Source organism: Gordonia rubripertincta, from assembly GCF_038024875.1.
Lineage (GTDB): Bacteria > Actinomycetota > Actinomycetes > Mycobacteriales > Mycobacteriaceae > Gordonia > Gordonia rubripertincta.
In genome coordinates this window covers 446,923-465,631 of the sequence record NZ_CP136136.1, presented here as the reverse complement: position 1 = coordinate 465,631, position 18,709 = coordinate 446,923, and the positions used below count along the sequence as shown (strand labels likewise).

At 68.7% G+C, this 18,709-nt stretch carries 17 protein-coding genes; 13 read left to right on the top strand and 4 right to left on the bottom strand.

From position 1 onward, the window contains the following. Positions 1-47: 47 nt before the first annotated feature. Entirely contained in the window at positions 48-1,469 is a 1,422-nt protein-coding gene (locus RVF83_RS01970; RefSeq protein ID WP_005197824.1) for a serine/threonine-protein kinase, read from the bottom strand. Positions 1,470-1,769: 300 nt separating this feature from the next. Here RVF83_RS01970 and RVF83_RS01965 point away from each other — a divergent pair, with 300 nt between their 5' ends. Genes RVF83_RS01965 through RVF83_RS01950 form a run of 4 tightly spaced genes read left to right on the top strand, consistent with a single transcriptional unit; the run spans position 1,770 to position 5,097 of the window. Next, positions 1,770-2,822, top strand: a complete 1,053-nt coding sequence (locus tag RVF83_RS01965) for a Rossmann-like and DUF2520 domain-containing protein (protein ID WP_005197822.1) — start codon at positions 1,770-1,772, stop codon at positions 2,820-2,822. Continuing rightward, complete coding sequence (gene panC, locus RVF83_RS01960) at positions 2,819-3,823, top strand: pantoate--beta-alanine ligase (protein WP_005197821.1); 1,005 nt, start codon at positions 2,819-2,821, stop codon at positions 3,821-3,823. The genes RVF83_RS01965 and panC overlap by 4 nt, the downstream gene beginning before the upstream one ends. 2 nt (positions 3,824-3,825) lie before the next feature. Then, a complete protein-coding gene (gene panD, locus RVF83_RS01955) occupies positions 3,826-4,266 on the top strand; it encodes an aspartate 1-decarboxylase (protein ID WP_039880318.1) in 441 nt (146 codons plus the stop codon). Positions 4,267-4,293: 27 nt separating this feature from the next. Continuing rightward, complete coding sequence (locus RVF83_RS01950; protein WP_005197817.1) at positions 4,294-5,097, top strand: type III pantothenate kinase; 804 nt, start codon at positions 4,294-4,296, stop codon at positions 5,095-5,097. A gap of 224 nt (positions 5,098-5,321) precedes the next feature. On the opposite strand, the gene RVF83_RS01945 is transcribed toward RVF83_RS01950, so the two are convergent. Beyond that, complete coding sequence (locus tag RVF83_RS01945) at positions 5,322-5,909, bottom strand: TetR/AcrR family transcriptional regulator (protein ID WP_005197815.1); 588 nt, start codon at positions 5,907-5,909, stop codon at positions 5,322-5,324. Positions 5,910-5,969: 60 nt separating this feature from the next. Between RVF83_RS01945 and RVF83_RS01940 the strand changes: the two genes are divergently transcribed. Further along, on the top strand, positions 5,970-6,941 hold the full coding sequence (locus tag RVF83_RS01940; protein ID WP_005197813.1) for an alpha/beta hydrolase: 972 nt from the start codon (positions 5,970-5,972) through the stop codon (positions 6,939-6,941). On the opposite strand, the gene RVF83_RS01935 is transcribed toward RVF83_RS01940, so the two are convergent. Continuing rightward, on the bottom strand, positions 6,921-7,424 hold the full coding sequence (locus tag RVF83_RS01935) for a TetR/AcrR family transcriptional regulator (RefSeq protein ID WP_005197810.1): 504 nt from the start codon (positions 7,422-7,424) through the stop codon (positions 6,921-6,923). The genes RVF83_RS01940 and RVF83_RS01935 overlap by 21 nt on opposite strands. Positions 7,425-7,473: 49 nt before the next feature. On the opposite strand from RVF83_RS01935, the gene RVF83_RS01930 reads away from it, so the two are divergent. The 4 genes from RVF83_RS01930 (at position 7,474) to RVF83_RS01915 (ending at position 11,841) form a co-directional block, all read left to right on the top strand. Further along, positions 7,474-8,595: an FAD-dependent oxidoreductase gene (locus tag RVF83_RS01930; RefSeq protein WP_005197808.1), complete on the top strand. Its 1,122-nt coding sequence runs from the start codon at positions 7,474-7,476 to the stop codon at positions 8,593-8,595. A 153-nt stretch (positions 8,596-8,748) separates the two neighbouring features. Beyond that, complete coding sequence (locus tag RVF83_RS01925) at positions 8,749-9,204, top strand: hypothetical protein (protein WP_005197806.1); 456 nt, start codon at positions 8,749-8,751, stop codon at positions 9,202-9,204. A gap of 95 nt (positions 9,205-9,299) precedes the next feature. Beyond that, positions 9,300-10,856, top strand: a complete 1,557-nt coding sequence (lysS, locus tag RVF83_RS01920) for a lysine--tRNA ligase (protein WP_051989281.1) — start codon at positions 9,300-9,302, stop codon at positions 10,854-10,856. Between the two features lie 217 nt (positions 10,857-11,073). Beyond that, complete coding sequence (locus tag RVF83_RS01915; protein WP_005197802.1) at positions 11,074-11,841, top strand: DUF559 domain-containing protein; 768 nt, start codon at positions 11,074-11,076, stop codon at positions 11,839-11,841. A gap of 25 nt (positions 11,842-11,866) precedes the next feature. Here RVF83_RS01915 and RVF83_RS01910 read toward each other — a convergent pair whose 3' ends face one another. Beyond that, positions 11,867-13,450 carry a FadD3 family acyl-CoA ligase gene (locus RVF83_RS01910; protein ID WP_005197800.1) on the bottom strand — a complete coding sequence of 528 codons (1,584 nt, stop codon included), beginning with the start codon at positions 13,448-13,450 and terminating at the stop codon, positions 11,867-11,869. A 42-nt stretch (positions 13,451-13,492) separates the two neighbouring features. Between RVF83_RS01910 and RVF83_RS01905 the strand changes: the two genes are divergently transcribed. From RVF83_RS01905 to RVF83_RS01890, 4 genes are all read left to right on the top strand, one after another. Next, positions 13,493-14,767 (top strand): acyl-CoA dehydrogenase family protein, encoded by a 1,275-nt coding sequence (locus RVF83_RS01905; protein ID WP_005197798.1) that lies wholly within the window; start codon positions 13,493-13,495, stop codon positions 14,765-14,767. Continuing rightward, positions 14,768-15,592 (top strand): SDR family oxidoreductase, encoded by an 825-nt coding sequence (locus RVF83_RS01900; RefSeq protein ID WP_039880317.1) that lies wholly within the window; start codon positions 14,768-14,770, stop codon positions 15,590-15,592. Between the two features lie 59 nt (positions 15,593-15,651). Then, positions 15,652-16,809 carry an acetyl-CoA C-acetyltransferase gene (locus RVF83_RS01895; RefSeq protein ID WP_005197788.1) on the top strand — a complete coding sequence of 386 codons (1,158 nt, stop codon included), beginning with the start codon at positions 15,652-15,654 and terminating at the stop codon, positions 16,807-16,809. Between the two features lie 356 nt (positions 16,810-17,165). Continuing rightward, complete coding sequence (locus RVF83_RS01890; protein WP_005197786.1) at positions 17,166-18,695, top strand: aldehyde dehydrogenase family protein; 1,530 nt, start codon at positions 17,166-17,168, stop codon at positions 18,693-18,695. The last annotated feature ends 14 nt before the right edge of the window (positions 18,696-18,709 follow it).

The window sequence follows — 18,709 nt, the reverse complement described above, 5'->3', positions numbered from 1 at the left end:
GTCGTACGGGTGAACCCAGGCGTGGTCGGGTCACGACCGCCCGGGCGTCAGAACTGCAGGGCGATCGCCCGGCCGATGGTGAACCCGAGCAACCCGAGGCTGAGGAGCATTCCCAGGACGCACAGGATCCGGGCCAGTCGTGCCGCCGAGGAGGCGCGGCCGCGTCCGGCAAGGTACCAGCCGGCGACACCGACGGGCAGGCCGAAGCCTCCGACGACGCTGAGCGGCACGGCCGCGATCCCGCAGGCCAGCGATGCCGTGGTGAAGCGCGCCGGGTCGGTTTCGGGCGGTGGGGGCTCGATCACGTGCAGGTCCCCGGAGGCCCGGATCATCGTCGACTCGAGGGCGGGACCGGGGACTGTCTGTCCGGGGAGTTCCGAGTACGCCGTCGCCGCGGGGAACCCGTGACCGTGTGAGGACGCCGGGGGAACGTGGCCGGTGTCGGCGGGCCGCGGTCTCGCCGGTACCGGCGCGGCGCCCACGCCGGCGGCCTCGGTCGGCGGCAACACCCCGCGGACACGCATCGTCTTGGCCTGGGTTGGGATCGGACTGCTCGCTCCCATCCGGGCTCGGGGCGCCGCGGCACCGGGACGCGGGGCGGGAAAGAAGCCGGTGGTGTCGACCGCGTACCGGAACTCGGCGGCGAACGCGCCTGCCGAGGGCGGCCGGTCCGCGGGGTTCTTGGCCAGCCCGTGGCGCACCGCCTCCGACACCGCCGGCGGGAGGCCGCGGCGCAGGGACGACACGTCCGGCGGGGGTGTCGTGAGGTGATGATGGATCATCATCATCGGTGTTCGGGCGGTGAACGGAACTGTGCCCGTGAGCAGTTCGAAGGTCGAGCAGGCCAGCGAATAGACATCGCTGCGCGCGTCGAGGGTCTCCGCCGAGAGTTGTTCGGGTGACGAGTAGGGGAACGAACCGAGCACCAGGTTGGCCGACGTCAGCGATGTTCCCCCATCGGTCTGGCGGGCGATCCCGAAGTCCGCCAGGCGGATACGACGCTCCTCCGCGCCACCGGTGTCGGATTCGGTTGCGCTGATGAGGATGTTGGCGGGTTTCACGTCGCGGTGCAGCAGTCCGTGGCGATGGGCGTGGTCGAGGGCGGCGCCGATCGAATCGCACACCGCCGCGACGTCGTCGAGCGGAAGTCCTCCGGGTGACGCCTTGACGAGGGCCGCCGCATCGGTGCCGGCCACGTACTGCATCGAGATCCACAGCCGGCCGTCGACCTCACCGCGGTCGTAGACGCTGACGATGCACGGATGGTCGAGCTGGGCGGCCAGGTCGGCTTCGCGGGTGAATCGCGCGCGGAACGTCGGATCGTTGAACACGTGCTCGGCGAGCACCTTGATGACGTCGAGGCGGGGGAGTCGAGGATGTTGCGCGAGGTAGACCGCGCCCATGCCGCCGGCGCCGATCTTGCGCACGATCGTGTAGCCGGCGAACTGGGTACCCGTTTCCAGGCTCATCTGCGGATCCCTGAGGTCGGTCGATGGAGCGATGAACGCCTCGGACGGCCTCAGCGTACGCCGGTTCGGCCCAGGTCACAGCTGGGTCTGTCGGCCGACGGACACCGGCGGCCGTCAACTCGCCGTCGGCGGCGGACGATAGACCCGGGTGACACCTGTCACACAGTTGGCCCGGACCGCCGCGAGAGTCCTACCCTTGCTCTGCAACGTCTGGTACCCGTGCCGAGGCCGCCGTGGAGTGAACTCCATCCACGCGGAATCCGGCGAAGGCGGGACTGGAACGAACCATGGAGGACAGCGGTGACCTCACCGATCGGTGATCCCGGCGTGCCGTTCGCACGGCAGCCCGGTGGCGACGACGCCCACGGCAGCACTGCCGCGGACGCTCTCGCTGACCGCCCGTATCCGGTGCGGTCCGATCCTTTTCCCGGTACCTCGAACCTGCCTGCACCCGCCCGCCTCACGGTCGGCATCGTCTCGGCCGGTCGTGTGGGAACCGCGCTCGGCGAGGCGCTCGAGAAGGCCGGCCACGTCGTCGGCGCGGTCGTCGCGCGGTCGCCGCAGTCGCGGGCCCGCGCCGCCCAGCGTCTCCCCGATTCGGAGATCCTCGACCTCGAGGCCGTCGTCGCCCGTTCGGAGCTGCTGCTGCTGAGCGTGCCGGACGCCCGGCTGAGCGCGGTGATCGACGAGATCGCGGCATCGGGTGCGCTGCGTCCCGGCACGATCGTCGCCCATACCGCCGGCGCCCAGGGCGTGGACATCCTCGCGCCGGTGACCGCACGCGGCGCTCTCGGACTGGCGCTGCATCCCGCGATGACCTTCGTCGGCTCCGCCGAGGACACCGCGCGCCTGACCAATGCCTGCTTCGCGGTCACCGCCGCCGACCCCGTCGGCGAGGCCATCGGGTCGTCGCTCGTCCTGGAGATGGGCGGGGAACCGGTACGGATCGCCGAAGCCGACCGCATGCTCTACCACGCGGCACTCGCCCACGGCGCGAATCACCTGATCGCGCTGATCTCCGACGCTGTGGCCGCGCTGAACGTCGCGATCGACCACTCCGGACGCGACGCCGCGACCGTCGACGGAAGCGGCACGCGGCTCGCCGAACGCATTCTCACCCCACTCGTGACCGCGTCGTTGAACAACGTGCTCGAACTGGGCCCGTCGGCGCTCACCGGTCCGGTGGCCCGCGGCGACGCCGAGGCCGTCCGCCGTCACCTCGACGCACTGCGCGCCGTGCCCGGCGGGTCCGGCGACCACGGGATCGCCGAGGCGTACCGGGCCCTCGCCCGCCGCGCCGCCGAGCGCACCGACGCCCCGGCCGCGCTCCTCGACCTCCTGAGGGGGCGATGAGCACCACCGAGCTCCGGACCACCGATCAGACACCGCCGATCAAAGGAGATGCCGTGAGTGTCCCGCCCGACGAGACGCCGACCTACAAGGCCGGTCAGATGACCGTGCACCGCGAACCGGCGACCCTGACCCGGGTGACCCGCGCGCTGCGCGCCGCGGGCAAGCGGGTGGTCCTGGTCCCGACGATGGGCGCCCTGCACGCCGGCCACCTGCAACTCGTGCGGGCGGCGAAGGCCAAGGGCAACACGGTTGTCGTCGTCTCGATCTTCGTCAACCCGCTGCAGTTCGGCGCCAACGAGGACCTCGACGCGTACCCGCGCACCCTCGACGCCGACCTCGCGCTGCTCGAGCCGCTCGGTGTCGAGCTCGTCTTCGCGCCCAATGCCGCGTCGATGTACCCCAACGGACAGCGGACGATGGTGCACCCCGGCGAGGCCGGTGGAATCCTCGACGGCATCTCGCGCCCGACCCATTTCGCCGGGATGCTGACGGTGGTCCTCAAGCTGCTCAACATCGTCGGACCCAACGCCGCCTTCTTCGGTGAGAAGGACTATCAGCAGCTCGTGCTGATCAAGCAGATGGTCACCGACCTCGATCTCGACGTCGAGATCGTCGGCGTCCCGACCGTCCGCGAATCCGACGGGTTGGCGATGTCGTCGCGTAACCGCTACTTGACGCCCGAGCAGCGCGAGCTGGCCACGACGCTGTCGGCCGCGCTGGTCGCCGGCGCCCATTCCGCCGAGGGTGGTCGGGACGCGATCGTCGCGGCGGCCCGGTCGGTGCTCGACACCGTCCCCGAGATCGATGTCGAATACCTTGCTCTTCGCGGCCGTCAGCTGGAGGAGGCGCCGGAGAAGGGGGCCGCCCGGCTGCTCGTCGCCGCGCGCCTCGGAACGGCGCGTCTCATCGACAACGTCGGCGTGAACGTCGGCGGCCTCGCCGCACTCGAAGAAGAAATCGCCTGGAACAACGCCGCCACCACCACGACAGAGGGACGATGACCATGCTGCGCACCATGATGACCTCGAAGATCCACCGCGCCACCGTGACCCAGGCGGACCTGCACTACGTCGGTTCGGTGACGATCGACTCCGATCTGCTCGACGCCGCGGGACTGCTCGAGGGCGAACAGGTCACGATCGTCGACATCGACAACGGCGCACGTCTGGTGACCTATGCGATCGCCGGTGAGCGCGGCAGCGGTGTCATCGGGATCAACGGTGCCGCAGCGCATCTCGTGCACCCCGGCGACCTCGTCATCATCATCGCCTACGGCATGCTGAACGAGGCCGAGCTGAAGGAGTACGCGCCGAACGTCGTCTTCGTCGACGACCGCAACCGGATCCTCGAAGCCGGCGACGACCCGGCCCGCGCACCCGAGGGCTCGGGCCTGCTCGACCCGCGGCAGCTCGACGGCCCGGTCTTCGCCGACGCGACGGTCTGACGCCGGCGAACCACACGGAGCCCATCGATGCTGCTCACCGTCGACGTCGGCAACACCAACATCCACCTCGGCGCGTATGCCGGGACCGGGGATCACGCGCGGCTGGTGCGGGATTGGCGAATTCACACCGACCCGCACTACACCGCCGACGAACTCGCCTGGGTCTTCCGCGGCATGCTCGGCTCCGACATCGAGCAGGTCACCGGGGTCAGTGCCCTGTCGACGGTGCCGTCGTTGCTGCGCGAGCTGCGGCTCATGCTGCCCCGCTACTTCGGCGACGGCCCGCACGTCCTGCTCGAACCCGGTGTGCGAACCGGTGTTCCGTTGCTGGTGGACAACCCCAAGGAGGTCGGCACCGACCGCGTCTCCAACTGCCTTGCCGCACATCATGAATACGGCGGGCCCTGCATCGTCGTGGCCTTCGGTACCGCGACCGTCGTCGACGCCGTGTCGGCAAAGGGGGAGTTTCTCGGCGGCGCCATCGCCCCTGGCGTGAACCTGGCGGTCGAGGCACTCTCCGAGCACACCGTGACCGTGCGCAAGGTCGAGTTGATGCCGCCGCGCAGTGTGCTCGGCAAGAACACGGTCGAGGCCCTGCAGTCGGGCATCCTGTACGGGTTCGCCGGCCAGGTCGACGCCCTCGTCGACCGCGTGTGCGACACCGTGCCCGGCTTCGACGGCGACGACGTCACCGTGGTCGCCACCGGCTACCTCGCCCCGCTCATGTTCGACGAGTGCCGGTCCCTCACCGACCACCACCCGCACCTGACCCTCGAAGGACTGCGCCTCGTCCACGAGCGCTCGAAGGCGAATCCACGGCGGGGCAAGTAGACCCCGGACCGCGCTGCCTCATACGTAGTGCGAGGAGCGCAAGCGTCGTGCTGCGTGATCCGAAAGGGCGCGACGCACCCAGCTCCGATGCCTGAGGTGCGAGGAGCGCAAGCGTCGTGCTGCGTGATCCGAAAGGGCGCGACGCACCTAGCTCCGATGCCTGAGGTGCGAGGAGCGCAAGCGACGAGCCACGAAGGCCTGGTGAGACGACGTCGCACACCCACTCAACGCCGGCCCCGCAACGCCCCTTCGGTGTACGCCGCGATCCGTGCGGTGAGTTCGTCGTCGTCCAGCCCGCTCCCGGCGAACTGATGGATCTGCGCGTCCAACGCTGGGAACATGAGGCGTAGGTCGGCCTCCGCCTCGTCAGGCATCCAGCCGTCGGCGACGAGATACGCGACCAGCCTGGCGATCAGCCGGTCCGCCAATCCGGCATAGAGATCCCCGACGACGCCGGGGCTCGCCAGTTCGCGCAGTCGCCCGTGTGCCCGACCGTGACTCGAGTTCTCCGCCACGGCAACCGCGATCACCGCGCGCAGCACGACCGGCCAGTCGGTCGCCTCGACTGGATGCGCGTCGAGGACAGCGACCATTCGCGCCTCCGCTGCGGCGAGATGCCGTGCGGCGAGCTCGTCGAAGATCGCTTGCTTGTCGCCGAAGTACTGATAGATCGAACCGACCGAGACGCCCGCGGTCTCGGCGATCCCGTTGGTCGTCAGCGCTGCCCCCTCGGTGCCCAGAAGCTGAGTCGTCGCCTCCAGGATCACCCCGACGGTGAACGAAGAGCGTTGCTGCCGTGGTCTTTTCCGCATGTCCGAGGTCTCCGGTGAATGCGAGTTGTGCCGGGTTCGCGGGCGCTCGACGATGGATGTGTGACTTACGGATCGTACCTACGCTTCCTGCCCGAGCCATGGCGTTCTGCCGCCGCGGACATCGAGGCCACCTCGTCGTGGTGGAAGTGGCCGGCGAGCGACACGCGACCGTCGGGTCCGGTGGACGTCCACATCCTGCGCGCGATGCGGCCCGACGCGCCGCTGCGGGTGCTGCTGCTCCACGGCGGTGGTGGGCACGGCGAACTCGTGTGGCCACTGGGTGCCGTGCTCGCGGGGGAGGGGTACGACGTGCTGGCGCCAGACCTCCCGCAATACGGGCGGACGCGCGTCGCCGATCCTGGTCGTGTGCGATACCAGGACTGGATCGACCTGGTCGGCGATCTGATCGCGGCGGAGACCGAACGGGACCCGAGGCCGATCGTCGTGTTCGGTGCGAGCCTCGGCGGCATGCTCGGTTACGACGTCGCGGCCGGGGGTGCGCGCGTCGCCGCGGTCGTGGCCACCTGCCTTCTCGACCTCGCCGGTGACTCGGCTGCCCGACGAGCCGCATCCCGCACGCCCGCGCTGACCCGCTTCCTCCCGCTCATGACGGCCGCATCGGGGATCGGGGTCTTCGCTCGACTGCGGTTCCCGATCAGGTGGGTCGCGCCGATGGCGCGGATCAGCAACGACTCTGCGGTCTCGCAGGCCTGCATCGACGATCCACGGGGGGCGGGTTCGAGTGTCTCGCTCGGGTTCCTGGCGGACCTGATGACCCACGCGGTACCCGCGCCGGAGAACTACCGGGGTCCACGGGTGGTGCTGGTCCATCCGGCGGCCGATACCTGGACGCCGCCGGAGATCAGCATCCGCTTCGCACGACGGATCGCCGCGCGAACCGACATCCACCTGCTCACCGGTTGCGGGCACTTCCCGGTCGAACAGCCGGGCGTCGACGAGCTCGCCGGTCACCTGCGCGCCCTCGCGATCGACTTGGTGTCCGGGTCGGATTCACCGGAACGCGCGCAGTAGCCGCGTCGGATCGTGGTCGGCGTCGGTGCCGTCGGAGTCACGCAGCAGCGCGTCGAGCACCAGCCCGTCGAGTGCTGCGACGAGTTGCCGGGCGTCGACGAGCGGCATCCCGCGCTCGACGAGGCGCTCGACGAACCGGTCGCGCCCGGCGACCATGCGTTCGCGCATGACCTCGTCGCGGGTGGCCAGCAGCATCAGCTCGTAGCGGGCACGAGTGCGGACACGGTCGGCGCCCAGCCAGCGGGCGATCACCTCGAGGGTCGACTCGCCGTCGACCGGGACGTCGCGGGTGTAGACATGCTCGACGAGAGCGGCGAGAAAACCGTCCTGACCACCGAAATGGTGACGGATACTACCGTGGGGGACTCCGGATGCGTCCTCGACCGCGCGTGCCGACGCCTGCCTGATCCCGATCGTCCCGATCAGCTCGAGCCCGGTGTCGAGCAGGGTCTCGCGCGTCGATCGTCCGGCTGATTTCTCCACGCGGAGAAGTCTATCTGCTAGCGTTATTCTCCATGTGGAGAAGAACGTCATGAAGGTCGCCGTGGTCGGCGCGGGCATCGCCGGTCTGTGTACGGCGGCCGGGCTGTCGTCGTCGGGCGCGGAGGTGATCGTGATCGAGCGTGCGCCCGAGGTTCGTGGGGGAGGGTCGGGGCTCAGCCTGTTCGGCAACGGGCTGCGGGCGCTGGAGTCGCTGGGGCTGCGATCGGTGGTCCCCGAGGCGCCCGGGGTTTCGCCCACCCTGAACGGAACCCGTCGTCCCGACGGCCGATGGCTCACCCGCTTCGACCCGTCGGCGATGGAGGATCTCCGCGTCGTGCGGCGCGGCGACCTCCACGAGGCGCTCCTCGGCCGGCTCGGATCGGGCGTCGAGATCCGGACCGGAACCGGCGTGCGCGAGGTGTGCGGCAGGACCGTCCGGTTCGACGACGACACCACGATCGACGGTTGCGACCTGATCGTCGGAGCTGACGGTCTGCGGAGTCGGGTGCGTCCCGCGGTCACCTCCGACCCGGGCGTGGCCTACCGCGGCTACGTCGCGTGGCGCGCCATCACGGCGCGGCCCGTCGCCCCCGACGCGGCGGGCGAGACGATGGGGCGCGGACAACGGTTCGGCATCGCGCCGCTACCAGACGGACACGTCTACTGGTTCGCCGCGGTCAACTACGACGCGGGTGTCGAAACGGGCGGCTTCGACGAAGTGCGACAACGCTTTTCGTCGTGGCATGCGCCCATCGGGGAGATCCTCGACGCGACCGATCCGGTGGACGTCGGGGTGCTGCCCATCGAAGAGCTCGCGCGGCCGCTGTCCTCCTTCGTGCGGGGCCGATGCGTGCTCGTCGGCGACGCCGCCCACGCGATGACGCCGAATCTCGGGCAAGGTGCCAACCAGGCGATGGAGGACGCGGCGACCCTCACCGCACTACTGGGCCGAGCAGGGGCAGACGTCGACGACGCTCTGCGAACCTACGACCGTCTCCGTCGGCGGCGTACCCAACGCATCGCGCGTCAGGCGTCCGCCGTCGGGAAGGTCGGGCAGTGGAGGTCGGCGCCCGCGGTCCGGTTGCGTGATCTGGCGATGCGGGCCGCCCCGGACGCGGTGCTCAACGCTCGGTTGCGACGCATTCAGGATTGGCAACCGCCCGTGCGGTGATCGTCACCGGAGTCTGGTCCGGCGCGCTGACCTGTGGCATACTCGTCGCCGTGATCAAGAGCTGTCAGGAGTGTTGTCAGGGCTAGTACCGCATCCGCGGCTGCCCTACTTCGCGCTCCCCGCTCGTTTTCGATCACCTGAGGACTCCCTCTCATGACCGCTTCGGTTGCCACCCCTGTTCTGTCCCGCACCGTCTTCGCCGCGACCGCGCCGACCGTCGCCCCGGCCCCCGCTGCGCCCCTGTCGCTACTGGTCGGCGACTACAAGACGGCCGTCGCCGAGGGGGCCACCCCGGTGGACGTCCGCTCGCATCGACGACGCCAGATCGACGGCGCACTGTTCGGGGCGCTCGCCATCGACGCCGTCGAGGTCCTCGACCGCCTCACCCCCGGCACCTCCGAGTCGTTGACCGCGGCCCGAACCGACTCCCGCTGGATCCTCGTCAGCGAGGACGGCCACGAGGCCGAGTGGCTGGCCTGGCACCTGCAGGCGCGGGGCGTCCACGGTGCGGTGTTCGTCGTCGGTGGGCATCGCCGGATGCGTCAGGACAAGGTCAACGGCCGCATCCACCCGGACGAGCTCGCCATGATCTCCGCGCACGAGAGCTGAGCCGGTCCGTAGGTCCCTGGCCCGTCCCTGTCGCGGCTGTCACAGCAGGTGCGGCGAGTTGGGAGTCGGTGAGCGGCCCCGATAGTGTGCGTGGGGTGAGTGACAGCCCGACCAGTGCCGCTTCCACCGCGGCCGAGAAGACCACGGACGCCGACGACCAGACTCCCGAGCAGCTGCGAATCCGACGCGAGAAGCGCGAGCGCATCCTCTCCGAGGGTCGCGAGGCGTACCCGGTCTCGATTCCGCGCACCCACTCTCTCGGCGAGATCCGCGCCGCCTACCCCGACCTCGAGGCCGGCACCGAGACCGGTCAGCACGTCGGTGTCTCCGGGCGCGTGATCTTCCTGCGCAACAAGGGCAAGCTGTGCTTCGCGACCCTCCAGGAGGGCGACGGCACGCAGCTCCAGGCGATGGTCAGCTTCAACGGCGTCGGCGAGGAAGCGCTGGGCCGCTGGAAGTCCGACGTCGACCTCGGCGACATCGTCTTCATCTCCGGCGAGGTCATCAGCTCGCGCACCGGCGAGCTGTCGGTGATGGCCGATGGCTGGCAAATGGCGTCGAAGTCGTTGCGGCCGTTGCCGGTTGCCCACAAGGACATGAACGAGGAAACCCGGGTGCGTCAGCGCTACGTCGACCTCATCATGCGCCCGGAGGCCCGCGAAACCGCCCGCACCCGCATCAAGGTGATGGCCGAACTCCGTGCGGCACTGGGCCGTCGGGGATTCCTCGAGGTCGAGACCCCGATGCTGCAGACGCTGCACGGCGGTGCCGCGGCGCGCCCGTTCGTCACGCACTCCAACGCCTTCGACATGGACCTGTACCTGCGCATCGCACCGGAGTTGTTCCTCAAGCGCTGCGTGGTCGGCGGCATCGAGCGTGTCTTCGAGATCAACCGCAACTTCCGCAACGAGGGCGCCGACTCCACTCACTCGCCCGAGTTCGCGATGCTGGAGACCTATCAGGCCTACGGCACCTACGACGACTCCGCGAAGATGATCCGCGAACTCGTGCAAGAGGTTTCGCAGGCCGCGCTGGGTACCCAGACCCCGACCATGCCCGACGGTTCGACCTACGACCTGTCCGGCGAGTGGACCTCCCTGGAGATGTACCCGTCGCTGTCGGAGGCGCTCGGCGAGGAGATCGTGCCCGCCGGCAATCCGGACGAGACCACCGTCGAGCAGCTGCTGGCGATCGCCGAGCGCGTCGGCCTGGAGATCCCCAAGGACAAGGGCTACGGCCACGGCAAGCTCGTCGAGGAGCTGTGGGAGCACATGGTCGGCGAGAAGCTGGACCAGCCGGTGTTCGTCCGCGACTTCCCGGTCGAGACCTCTCCACTGGTGCGTTCGCACCGTTCGGTGACCGGCGTCGTCGAGAAGTGGGACCTCTACGTCCGTGGCTTCGAGCTGGCCACCGGGTACTCCGAGCTCGTCGACCCCGTCATCCAGCGCGAACGCTTCGTCGACCAGGCTCGGCTCGCAGCCGCCGGCGACGACGAGGCGATGGTCCTCGACGAGGAGTTCCTCGCCGCGATGGAGTACGGCATGCCCCCGACCACCGGCACCGGCATGGGCATCGACCGCCTCCTGATGGCGCTCACCGGCCTCGGCATCCGCGAGACCATCCTCTTCCCGCTGGTGAAGCCGCGCACCTAGCCCCGGGATTTCGTAGAAGTTGTGGACGTCATCGCCCTCTGATTTCTACGGATTCCGGCGTTGGGAACCGCTCGGTGCGCCCGTGCGTCTGAAGGTGCATGCCTCAGGATCTGCGCGCGATGATCGCGGCCCACGATGGAGTGTTCAGCACGGCGCAGTTACGTGAGTGTGGCGTCACCAACGACGCCGCGCGCCACCAGGTCGCCAGGGGCAATGGGTGCGCGTCTCCCGCGGGATCTTCCGCGTCGCCGACCGGCTCGTCGATGCTCGGATGGCCGCGCGACTGGCGGTCCTTGCAGCCGGTCCCGGTGCCGCGCTCGGAAGTGGTTCGGCAGCCTGGTGGCACGGTCTCGTCAGCTCACCGCCGGACGTCGTGGCGGTCATCGCTCCGCGCGGCCGGCATGGCGACCCCATAGACGGGGTCAAGGTGTGGCACCGGACGCTCGACTCCCGCGACCTCACCGAAGTTGACGGTCTGGCTGTGACTAGTTGCGAGCTGACTGTCCTCGATGCCGCGGTGGACGTCGGCGTCAACGTGATGGACTCAGCGCTGCTGAAGAAGCGGGTCACACTGACCGACCTCGACGCCGTTCAGAGGCGAAATGCGGGGCGCCGTGGTTCGCCGCGCGCCCGGGCGATGCTCGAGGCGATGTCGTCGGGTGCGCGGTCGGAGGCCGAGCGCATCACCGTCCGCCTCCTCCGTTCGTCGAGGCTCGGCGGGTGGAAGACCAACGTGCCCGTTTGTGGGTACGTGCTCGACATCGCTTTCGAGGCCGAACGCGTCGACGTCGAGATCGACGGGATGGCCTTCCACAGCGATGCGAAGGCGTTCCAGCATGACCGCACCCGTCAGAACGTGCTCGTCGCGAACGGCTGGACCGTGCTCCGGTTCACGTCACGTGATGTCACCACTCGGCCGAACTGGGTGCTCGCGCAGATCCGCGCCGCCCTCCGCCCGCGATCGGTAGAGAACAAAGACGCATAGCGCGCACTTTCTCTACGAAATCCGGCTAGGGGAGGTTGCGCTTGAGGATCTTGCCCGACGCATTGCGCGGGAACTCGTCGACGAACACCACCGAGCGAGGCACCTTGAAGTTGGCGAGGTGCTGCTTCGCGAAGGCGATGACCTTCTGCTCGTCGAGGTCGGCGTCCTTCTGGACGGTGAGGTAGACCCGGCCCACCTCACCGAGGCGGTCGTCGGGGATACCGACCACGGCCGACTCGATGACACCGTCGAGACGCGCGAGGGTCTGCTCGATCTCGGCGGGATAGACGTTGAACCCGCCGCAGATGTACATGTCCTTGAGGCGGTCGGTGATCTTGAGGTTGCCGCGCTCGTCGATGGTCCCGATGTCGCCGGTGTGCAGCCAGCCGTCGGCGTCGATGGTCTCGGCGGTCGCCTGCGGGTCGTCGAGGTACCCGACCATCACGTTCTCGCCGCGTGCGAGGACCTCCCCGACGTCGGAGAGTTTGATCTCCATGCCGGGGAACGCTCGGCCGCAGGTGTTGGCGACGGTCTCATCGTCGTCGTCGGGGGTGCACGTGGAGACGAAACCGCTGGCCTCGGTCAGCCCATAGGCGGTGATCACGGTGTCGACGCCGAGGTCGTTCTGCAGACGTTCGACGAGGACGACCGGCACGATCGAGGCCCCGGTGATCACGATGCGCAGGCTGGACAGGTCGTACTCAGAGCGCTTCGGGTCGTCGAGAATGGTCTGGAAGATCGTCGGGGCGCCGGGGAAGACCGTGGCGCGTTGGTCGGCGACGAGCTTCATCGCCTGCTGCGGTGAGTACACGGCCAGCGGCAGCATCGTCACGCCGAACAGCACGCACGGCAGGATGCCCGCCTTGTAGCCGAAGGTGTGGAAATACGGGTTGACCATCAGGTAACGGTCGCCGGGGTGCAGGCCTGCGTTGGCGCCCCACCCGTGCGACCCGTTGAGCGTCTGGCGGTGGGTTGCCAACACGCCCTTGGATTTACCGGTGGTGCCGGAGGTGAACAGGATGTCGGAGATGTCGTCGGGGGAGACGGCAGCGGCTCGACGATCCGCCTCGGTCAGCGCCTCGTCGGTCTGGCGTCCGAGGAAGTCGTCCCAGTCCACCGCACCGTCGGGGGTCGGCGACCCGCCTGACAGCGGCACCCGGATCACCAGATCCGGCAGCTTGCCGCGATGGTCGCGCAGGAGTTCCGCCGCATGGTCGGCACCCAGGAACTCACCGGACACGACGAGCCCGCGCGCGGCGGAGCGTTCGACGATCTCGATGGCCTCGCCCGCGGTGTAGCGGGTGTTGAGGGGGACCAGCGTCGCGCCGGCGTAGTGGACGCCGAGTGCCGCGATCGGCCAGTGGAAGCTGTTCGGCGACCAGACGGCCACCCGGTCGCCGGCCTCGATACCCGAGGCGATGAGCGCCGCGGCGAAGGTGCGCACCGCGTCGTGGAACTGCGACCACGTCAGTTCGAGCTGCGGATCTGTCGAAGGGAGCCACTGGCCGTCGACGATGGCGATACCGTCAGGCCAGCTGCGTGCGGCACGCTGCAACGCGGCCGGCGTCGTCGTCACGGAGAGAGTCCCTGCCCGGGAGGTCTGCGCCATGCGGCCCAACCTAGCACTTGCTTGGTGGGTTATGCTAGCGCCATGACCTCGATCAATCTTGCGGATCGTGGTGTCGACCTGGGTGAATGGGCCAAGTCGACGCCGAACGCCGCCGACGAGTTCGCTGCCGCTGTGCGGTCGTGGCTCGACGAGAACCTCGCGGGCGACTTCGCACATCTGAAGGGACGTGGCGGGCCGGGCAGCGAGCACGAGTTCTTCGCCGAGCGGCTCGAATGGGACCGGCACCTCGCGAGGGCGGGCTGGACCTGCATCGGCTGGCCGACCGAATACGGCGGCCGAGGCGCGACCCTCGAGCAGCGCATCGTCTTCCACCGCGAGTACGCCCGCGCGAACGCGCCCGCCCGCGTGAACCACCTGGGCGAAGAACTCCTCGGGCCGACGCTCATCGAATACGGCACCGAAGAGCAGAAGAAGCGGTTCCTGCCGGGCATCGTCGACGTCACCGAACTCTGGTCGCAGGGTTACTCCGAACCCGGCGCCGGCTCCGACCTCGCGGGCGTCTCGACCACCGCCCGCCTGCAGGAAGACGGTGACACAGGCGGCAAGTGGATCATCAACGGGCAGAAGATCTGGACCTCGCTCGCTCACGTGGCGCAGTGGGTGTTCGTCATCGCGCGTACCGAGAAGGGGTCGGCGCGGCATGCCGGCCTCAGCTTCCTTCTGGTCCCGCTCGACCAGCCCGGCGTCACCGTGCGACCCATCCAGCAGCTCACCGGCACATCGGAATTCAACGAGGTCTTCTTCGACGACGCGGAGACCGACGCCGACCTGATCGTCGGCGAACCCGGCGACGGCTGGAAGGTCGCCATGGGTCTGCTGCAGTTCGAGCGCGGCGTGTCGACGCTGGGTCAGCAGGTCGGTTTCGCGCGTGAGCTGGAGAACCTGACCGAGGTGGCCCGGGCCAACGGTGCGGTCGACGACCCCGAACTCGCCTCGCGTCTCGCACGCGCCGACATCGGGCTGAAAGTGATGCGCGCACATGCGCAGCGGACACTCGATGGCGACGTGACGAGTCAGGCAGGCGCCGCATCGGTGTCGAAGCTGCTGTGGGCCAACTGGCATCGCGACCTCGGCGAGCTGGCGATGGACGTCGTCGGCGCGCCGACCCTGATCGGACCCGACGCGACCGCGGAGGGGCAGACCAACGACATCGCCGATCCCGAGCACGTCGAACTCGACGAATGGCAACGGCTGTACCTCTTCACCCGTGCCGACACCATCTATGGCGGCTCGAACGAGGTGCAGCGCAACATCATCGCCGAGCGGGTGCTCGGCCTTCCCCGAGAGGCACGCTGAATGACCGCAACGGATGCAAATACCCAAGTGATCTCACCGCTCGCCACCCCACCCGCCGAAATCCCCGGCCACAACCTGTTGCTGGGCAAGAAGGTCGTCGTCACCGCGGCCGCCGGTACCGGAATCGGCTTTGCCTCCGCGCGTCGTGCGCTCCTCGAAGGCGCCGATGTCCTCGTCTCCGACTGGCATGAACGCCGTCTCGGGGAAGCGGCGGAGAAGCTGGCCGCGGAGTTCCCCGAGCGCACCGTCACCCAGCGCACCTGCAACGTGCAGGAGACCGCCGAGGTCGACGCCCTGATCGCCGACGCCGCAACGCAACTCGGTCGCATCGACGTCCTGGTCAACAACGCCGGACTCGGCGGCGAGACCCCGGTCGCCGAGATGACCGACGAGGAGTGGGACCGCGTCCTCGACATCACGCTGACCGGCACCTTCCGCGCCACCCGAGCCGCACTGCGTTACTTCGGTTCCGTCGAACACAACGGCGTGATCGTCAACAACGCCTCGGTTCTCGGCTGGCGCGCCCAGCGCGGACAGGCCCACTACGCCGCCGCGAAGGCCGGCGTGATGGCGCTGACCCGTTGCTCCGCACTCGAAGCCGCCGACGTGGGCGTGCGCATCAACGCGATCGCGCCGTCGATCGCCAAGCACCCCTTCCTCGCCAAGGTCACCAGCGACGATCTGCTCGACGAGCTCGCCTCCCGCGAGGCGTACGGACGCGCCGCCGAGGTGTGGGAGGTCGCCGCGACCGTCGCCATGCTCGCCAGCGACTACACCACCTATCTCACCGGCGAGGTCGTCTCGATCTCCAGCCAGAGGGCCTGAGTCCAGTTCCTGGACGGCGCCTGACCACGACTTACCCGAAACACCAAGGAGTACCGCTCATGTCCACACCGCAGGCCTACATCGTCGACGCGATCCGCACCCCGGTCGGCAAGCGCAACGGCTCGCTCGCCAAGGCCCACCCCGCCGACCTCGGCGCCCACATCATCTCCGCGCTCGTCGAGCGCACCGGCATCGACCCGGCCGCCGTCGACGACGTCGTCTTCGGCTGCCTGGACACCATCGGCGGTCAGGCCGGAAACGTCGCCCGCACCGCATGGCTCGCCGCCGGTCTGCCGCTCGAGGTGCCCGGGACCACCGTCGACCGTCAGTGCGGATCGAGCCAGCAGGCCATCCACTTCGCCGCGCAGGGCGTCATGAGCGGGACGCAGGACATCGTCGTCGCCGGCGGTCTGCAGAACATGAGCGCGATCCCGATCTCGCAGGCGATGATCTCCGGCAAGGAATTCGGGTTCACCACCCCCACCGCCGAATCCAAGGGCTGGCAGGAGCGCTTCGGCGACGCGCAGGTCTCCCAGTTCACCGGCGCCGACATGATGGCCGAGAAGTGGGACATCAGCCGCGAGGACATGGAGCGCTGGGCGCTGCAGTCGCATGAGCGCGCTCGTGCCGCGATCGCCGCCGGCAAGTTCGACAAGGAGAACGTCGCATTCGGCGACTGCGTCGTCGACGAATGCCCGCGCGAGACGTCGCTGGAGAAGATGGCCGGCCTGCAGGTCCTGGCCGAGGGTTCGCGCCTCACCGCCGCCGTCGCCTCGCAGATCGCCGACGGCTCGTCGGCCACGCTCGTCGTCTCCGAGCGCGCTCTCAAGGAACACAACCTCACCCCGCGCGCCCGCATCCACCACATGTCCGTCCGCGGCGACGACCCGGTGATGATGCTGTCCGCGCCGATCCCCGCCACCAAGTACGCATTCGAGAAGACCGGCCTGACCATCGACGACATCGACGTCGTCGAGATCAACGAGGCCTTCGCGCCAGTCGTGCTCGCCTGGCTCAAGGAGACCGGCGCCGACCCGGCCAAGGTCAACCCCAACGGCGGCGCCATCGCCCTCGGCCACCCGCTCGGTGCCACCGGCGCCAAGCTGTTCGCCACCCTGCTCAACGAACTCGAGCGCACCGGCGGCCGCTACGGCCTCCAGACGATGTGTGAGGGCGGCGGGACCGCCAACGTCACGATCATCGAACGGCTCGGCTGAGATAGGCGGTCAGCCGCGGGTGTGAGGGCGGCGGGACCGCCAACGTCACGATCATCGAACGGCTCGGCTGAGATAGGCGGTCAGCCGCGGGTGTGAGGGCGGCGGGACCGCCAACGTCACGATCATCGAACGCCTGAGCTGACACACGTATACAAGCGTCGAGACCTCGCCCGCAGATCCCCGCGGGCGAGGTCTCGACCTTTCGCCGTACCGGTCGTACCCTTCTGGCAACCGACGTGCCCACATGCACATGTGATCTGGCGCATACTATGGTGTGGGACAAGCGGACTTTTTTGTTTCAAAGTCCACATCGCCGCACGTCCGACCTGCAGCAAGAACTACCTGAGGGGATCTCGATGACAAAGCCTGCTGAGCACACCAGCACCGGGGCGCCGATCGCAAAGCGCGGCGTCTCGTCCGAAGAGCACACACTGACCGAGCTCGTCGAGATCCAGCGGGCCGCGTTCCTCCGTGACGGCATTCCGGACGCCGACACCCGCATCGACCGCATCACCCGTCTGGCTGCACTGCTGCTCGACCACTCGGACGAGATCGCCGCGGCGCTCACCGAGGACTACGGTTCGCGTCCGCGCGAGCTGTCGCTGGCCGCCGACGTCGCCGGCTGCATGATCGACCTCACGCACCAGCGTCGTGGCGTCAAAGAGTGGATGGGCGAGACCAAGTACGCCAAGGTCCAGGGCCTGCTGGGGTACAAGCAGAGCGTCCGCCACGACCCGCTCGGCGTCGTCGGCATCATGGGTCCCTGGAACTTCCCGCTGCAGCTGACGATCGTCCCCGCCGGATCGGCTTTCGCCGCGGGTAACCGCGTGATCCTGCGCCCGTCGTCGATCACCGCGAGGACCACCGACGTCATCGCCAAGTACGCGCCGGACTACTTCTCCATCGAGGAACTGGCTGTCGCCACCTCGAAGCACGGTTCGGGCTCGGACTTCGCGAAGCTGAAGGTCGACCACATGTTCTTCACCGGTTCGCCCGAGGTCGGCGCCTCGGTGGCCCAGGAGGCCGCCAAGAACCTGATCCCGGTCACCCTGGAACTCGGTGGCAAGAACCCGGCCGTGGTCGACCTCGACGCCGACATCGACAAGGCCGCGAAGATGCTCGCCGACGCCCGCCTGGTCAACGGCGGCCAGGTGTGCCTGTGCCCCGATTACGTCTTCGTCCCGGAGGCCAAGCTCGGCGAGTTCACCGACAAGGTCGTCGCCCGCTGGACCGAGCACTTCCCGACGATCTACGACAACGACCAGTACACGGCGACGATCAACCAGAAGAACTTCGATCGCATCGTCGGCCTGATCGACGACGCCGTCGAGTTGGGCGCCGAGAAGCGCCAGGTCATCCCCGGCGGCGAGCCGCTGCCGAACGCCGAGCGTCGCAAGATCCCGCCGACGCTGCTCACCGGCGTCAAGGCCGGCATGAAGATCGAGGAGGACGAGGTCTTCGGTCCAGTGCTGACCGTGTACCCGTACCGCGAGCTGTCCGAGGTCATCAGCCACATCGCGTCGCACCCGCATCCGCTGACCATGTACTGGTGCGGCGATCGCAACGACCGCTTCGAGAAGCTGGCCGACAACACCCGCAGCGGTTCGATCAACGGCAACGACTTCGCCATCCACCTGTTCAGCGGTGACCTGCCGTTCGGTGGCGTCGGACGTTCCGGCATGGGCGGCTACCACGGCAAGACCGGCTTCGAGACCTTCAGCCATGCCCGCGCGGTGGCGTTCTCGACGCTGCCGCTCACCGTCGCCGAGATGATGTCCCCGCCGTTCCTGGCCAAGGACTCGAAGATGACCGATCAGCAGCTCAAGCTGTTCAAGTTCTTCAACTCTCGCGCGATCAAGAAGGTGCGCAAGCGCCTGGGCGCGTGACACTGCCGCGCAGG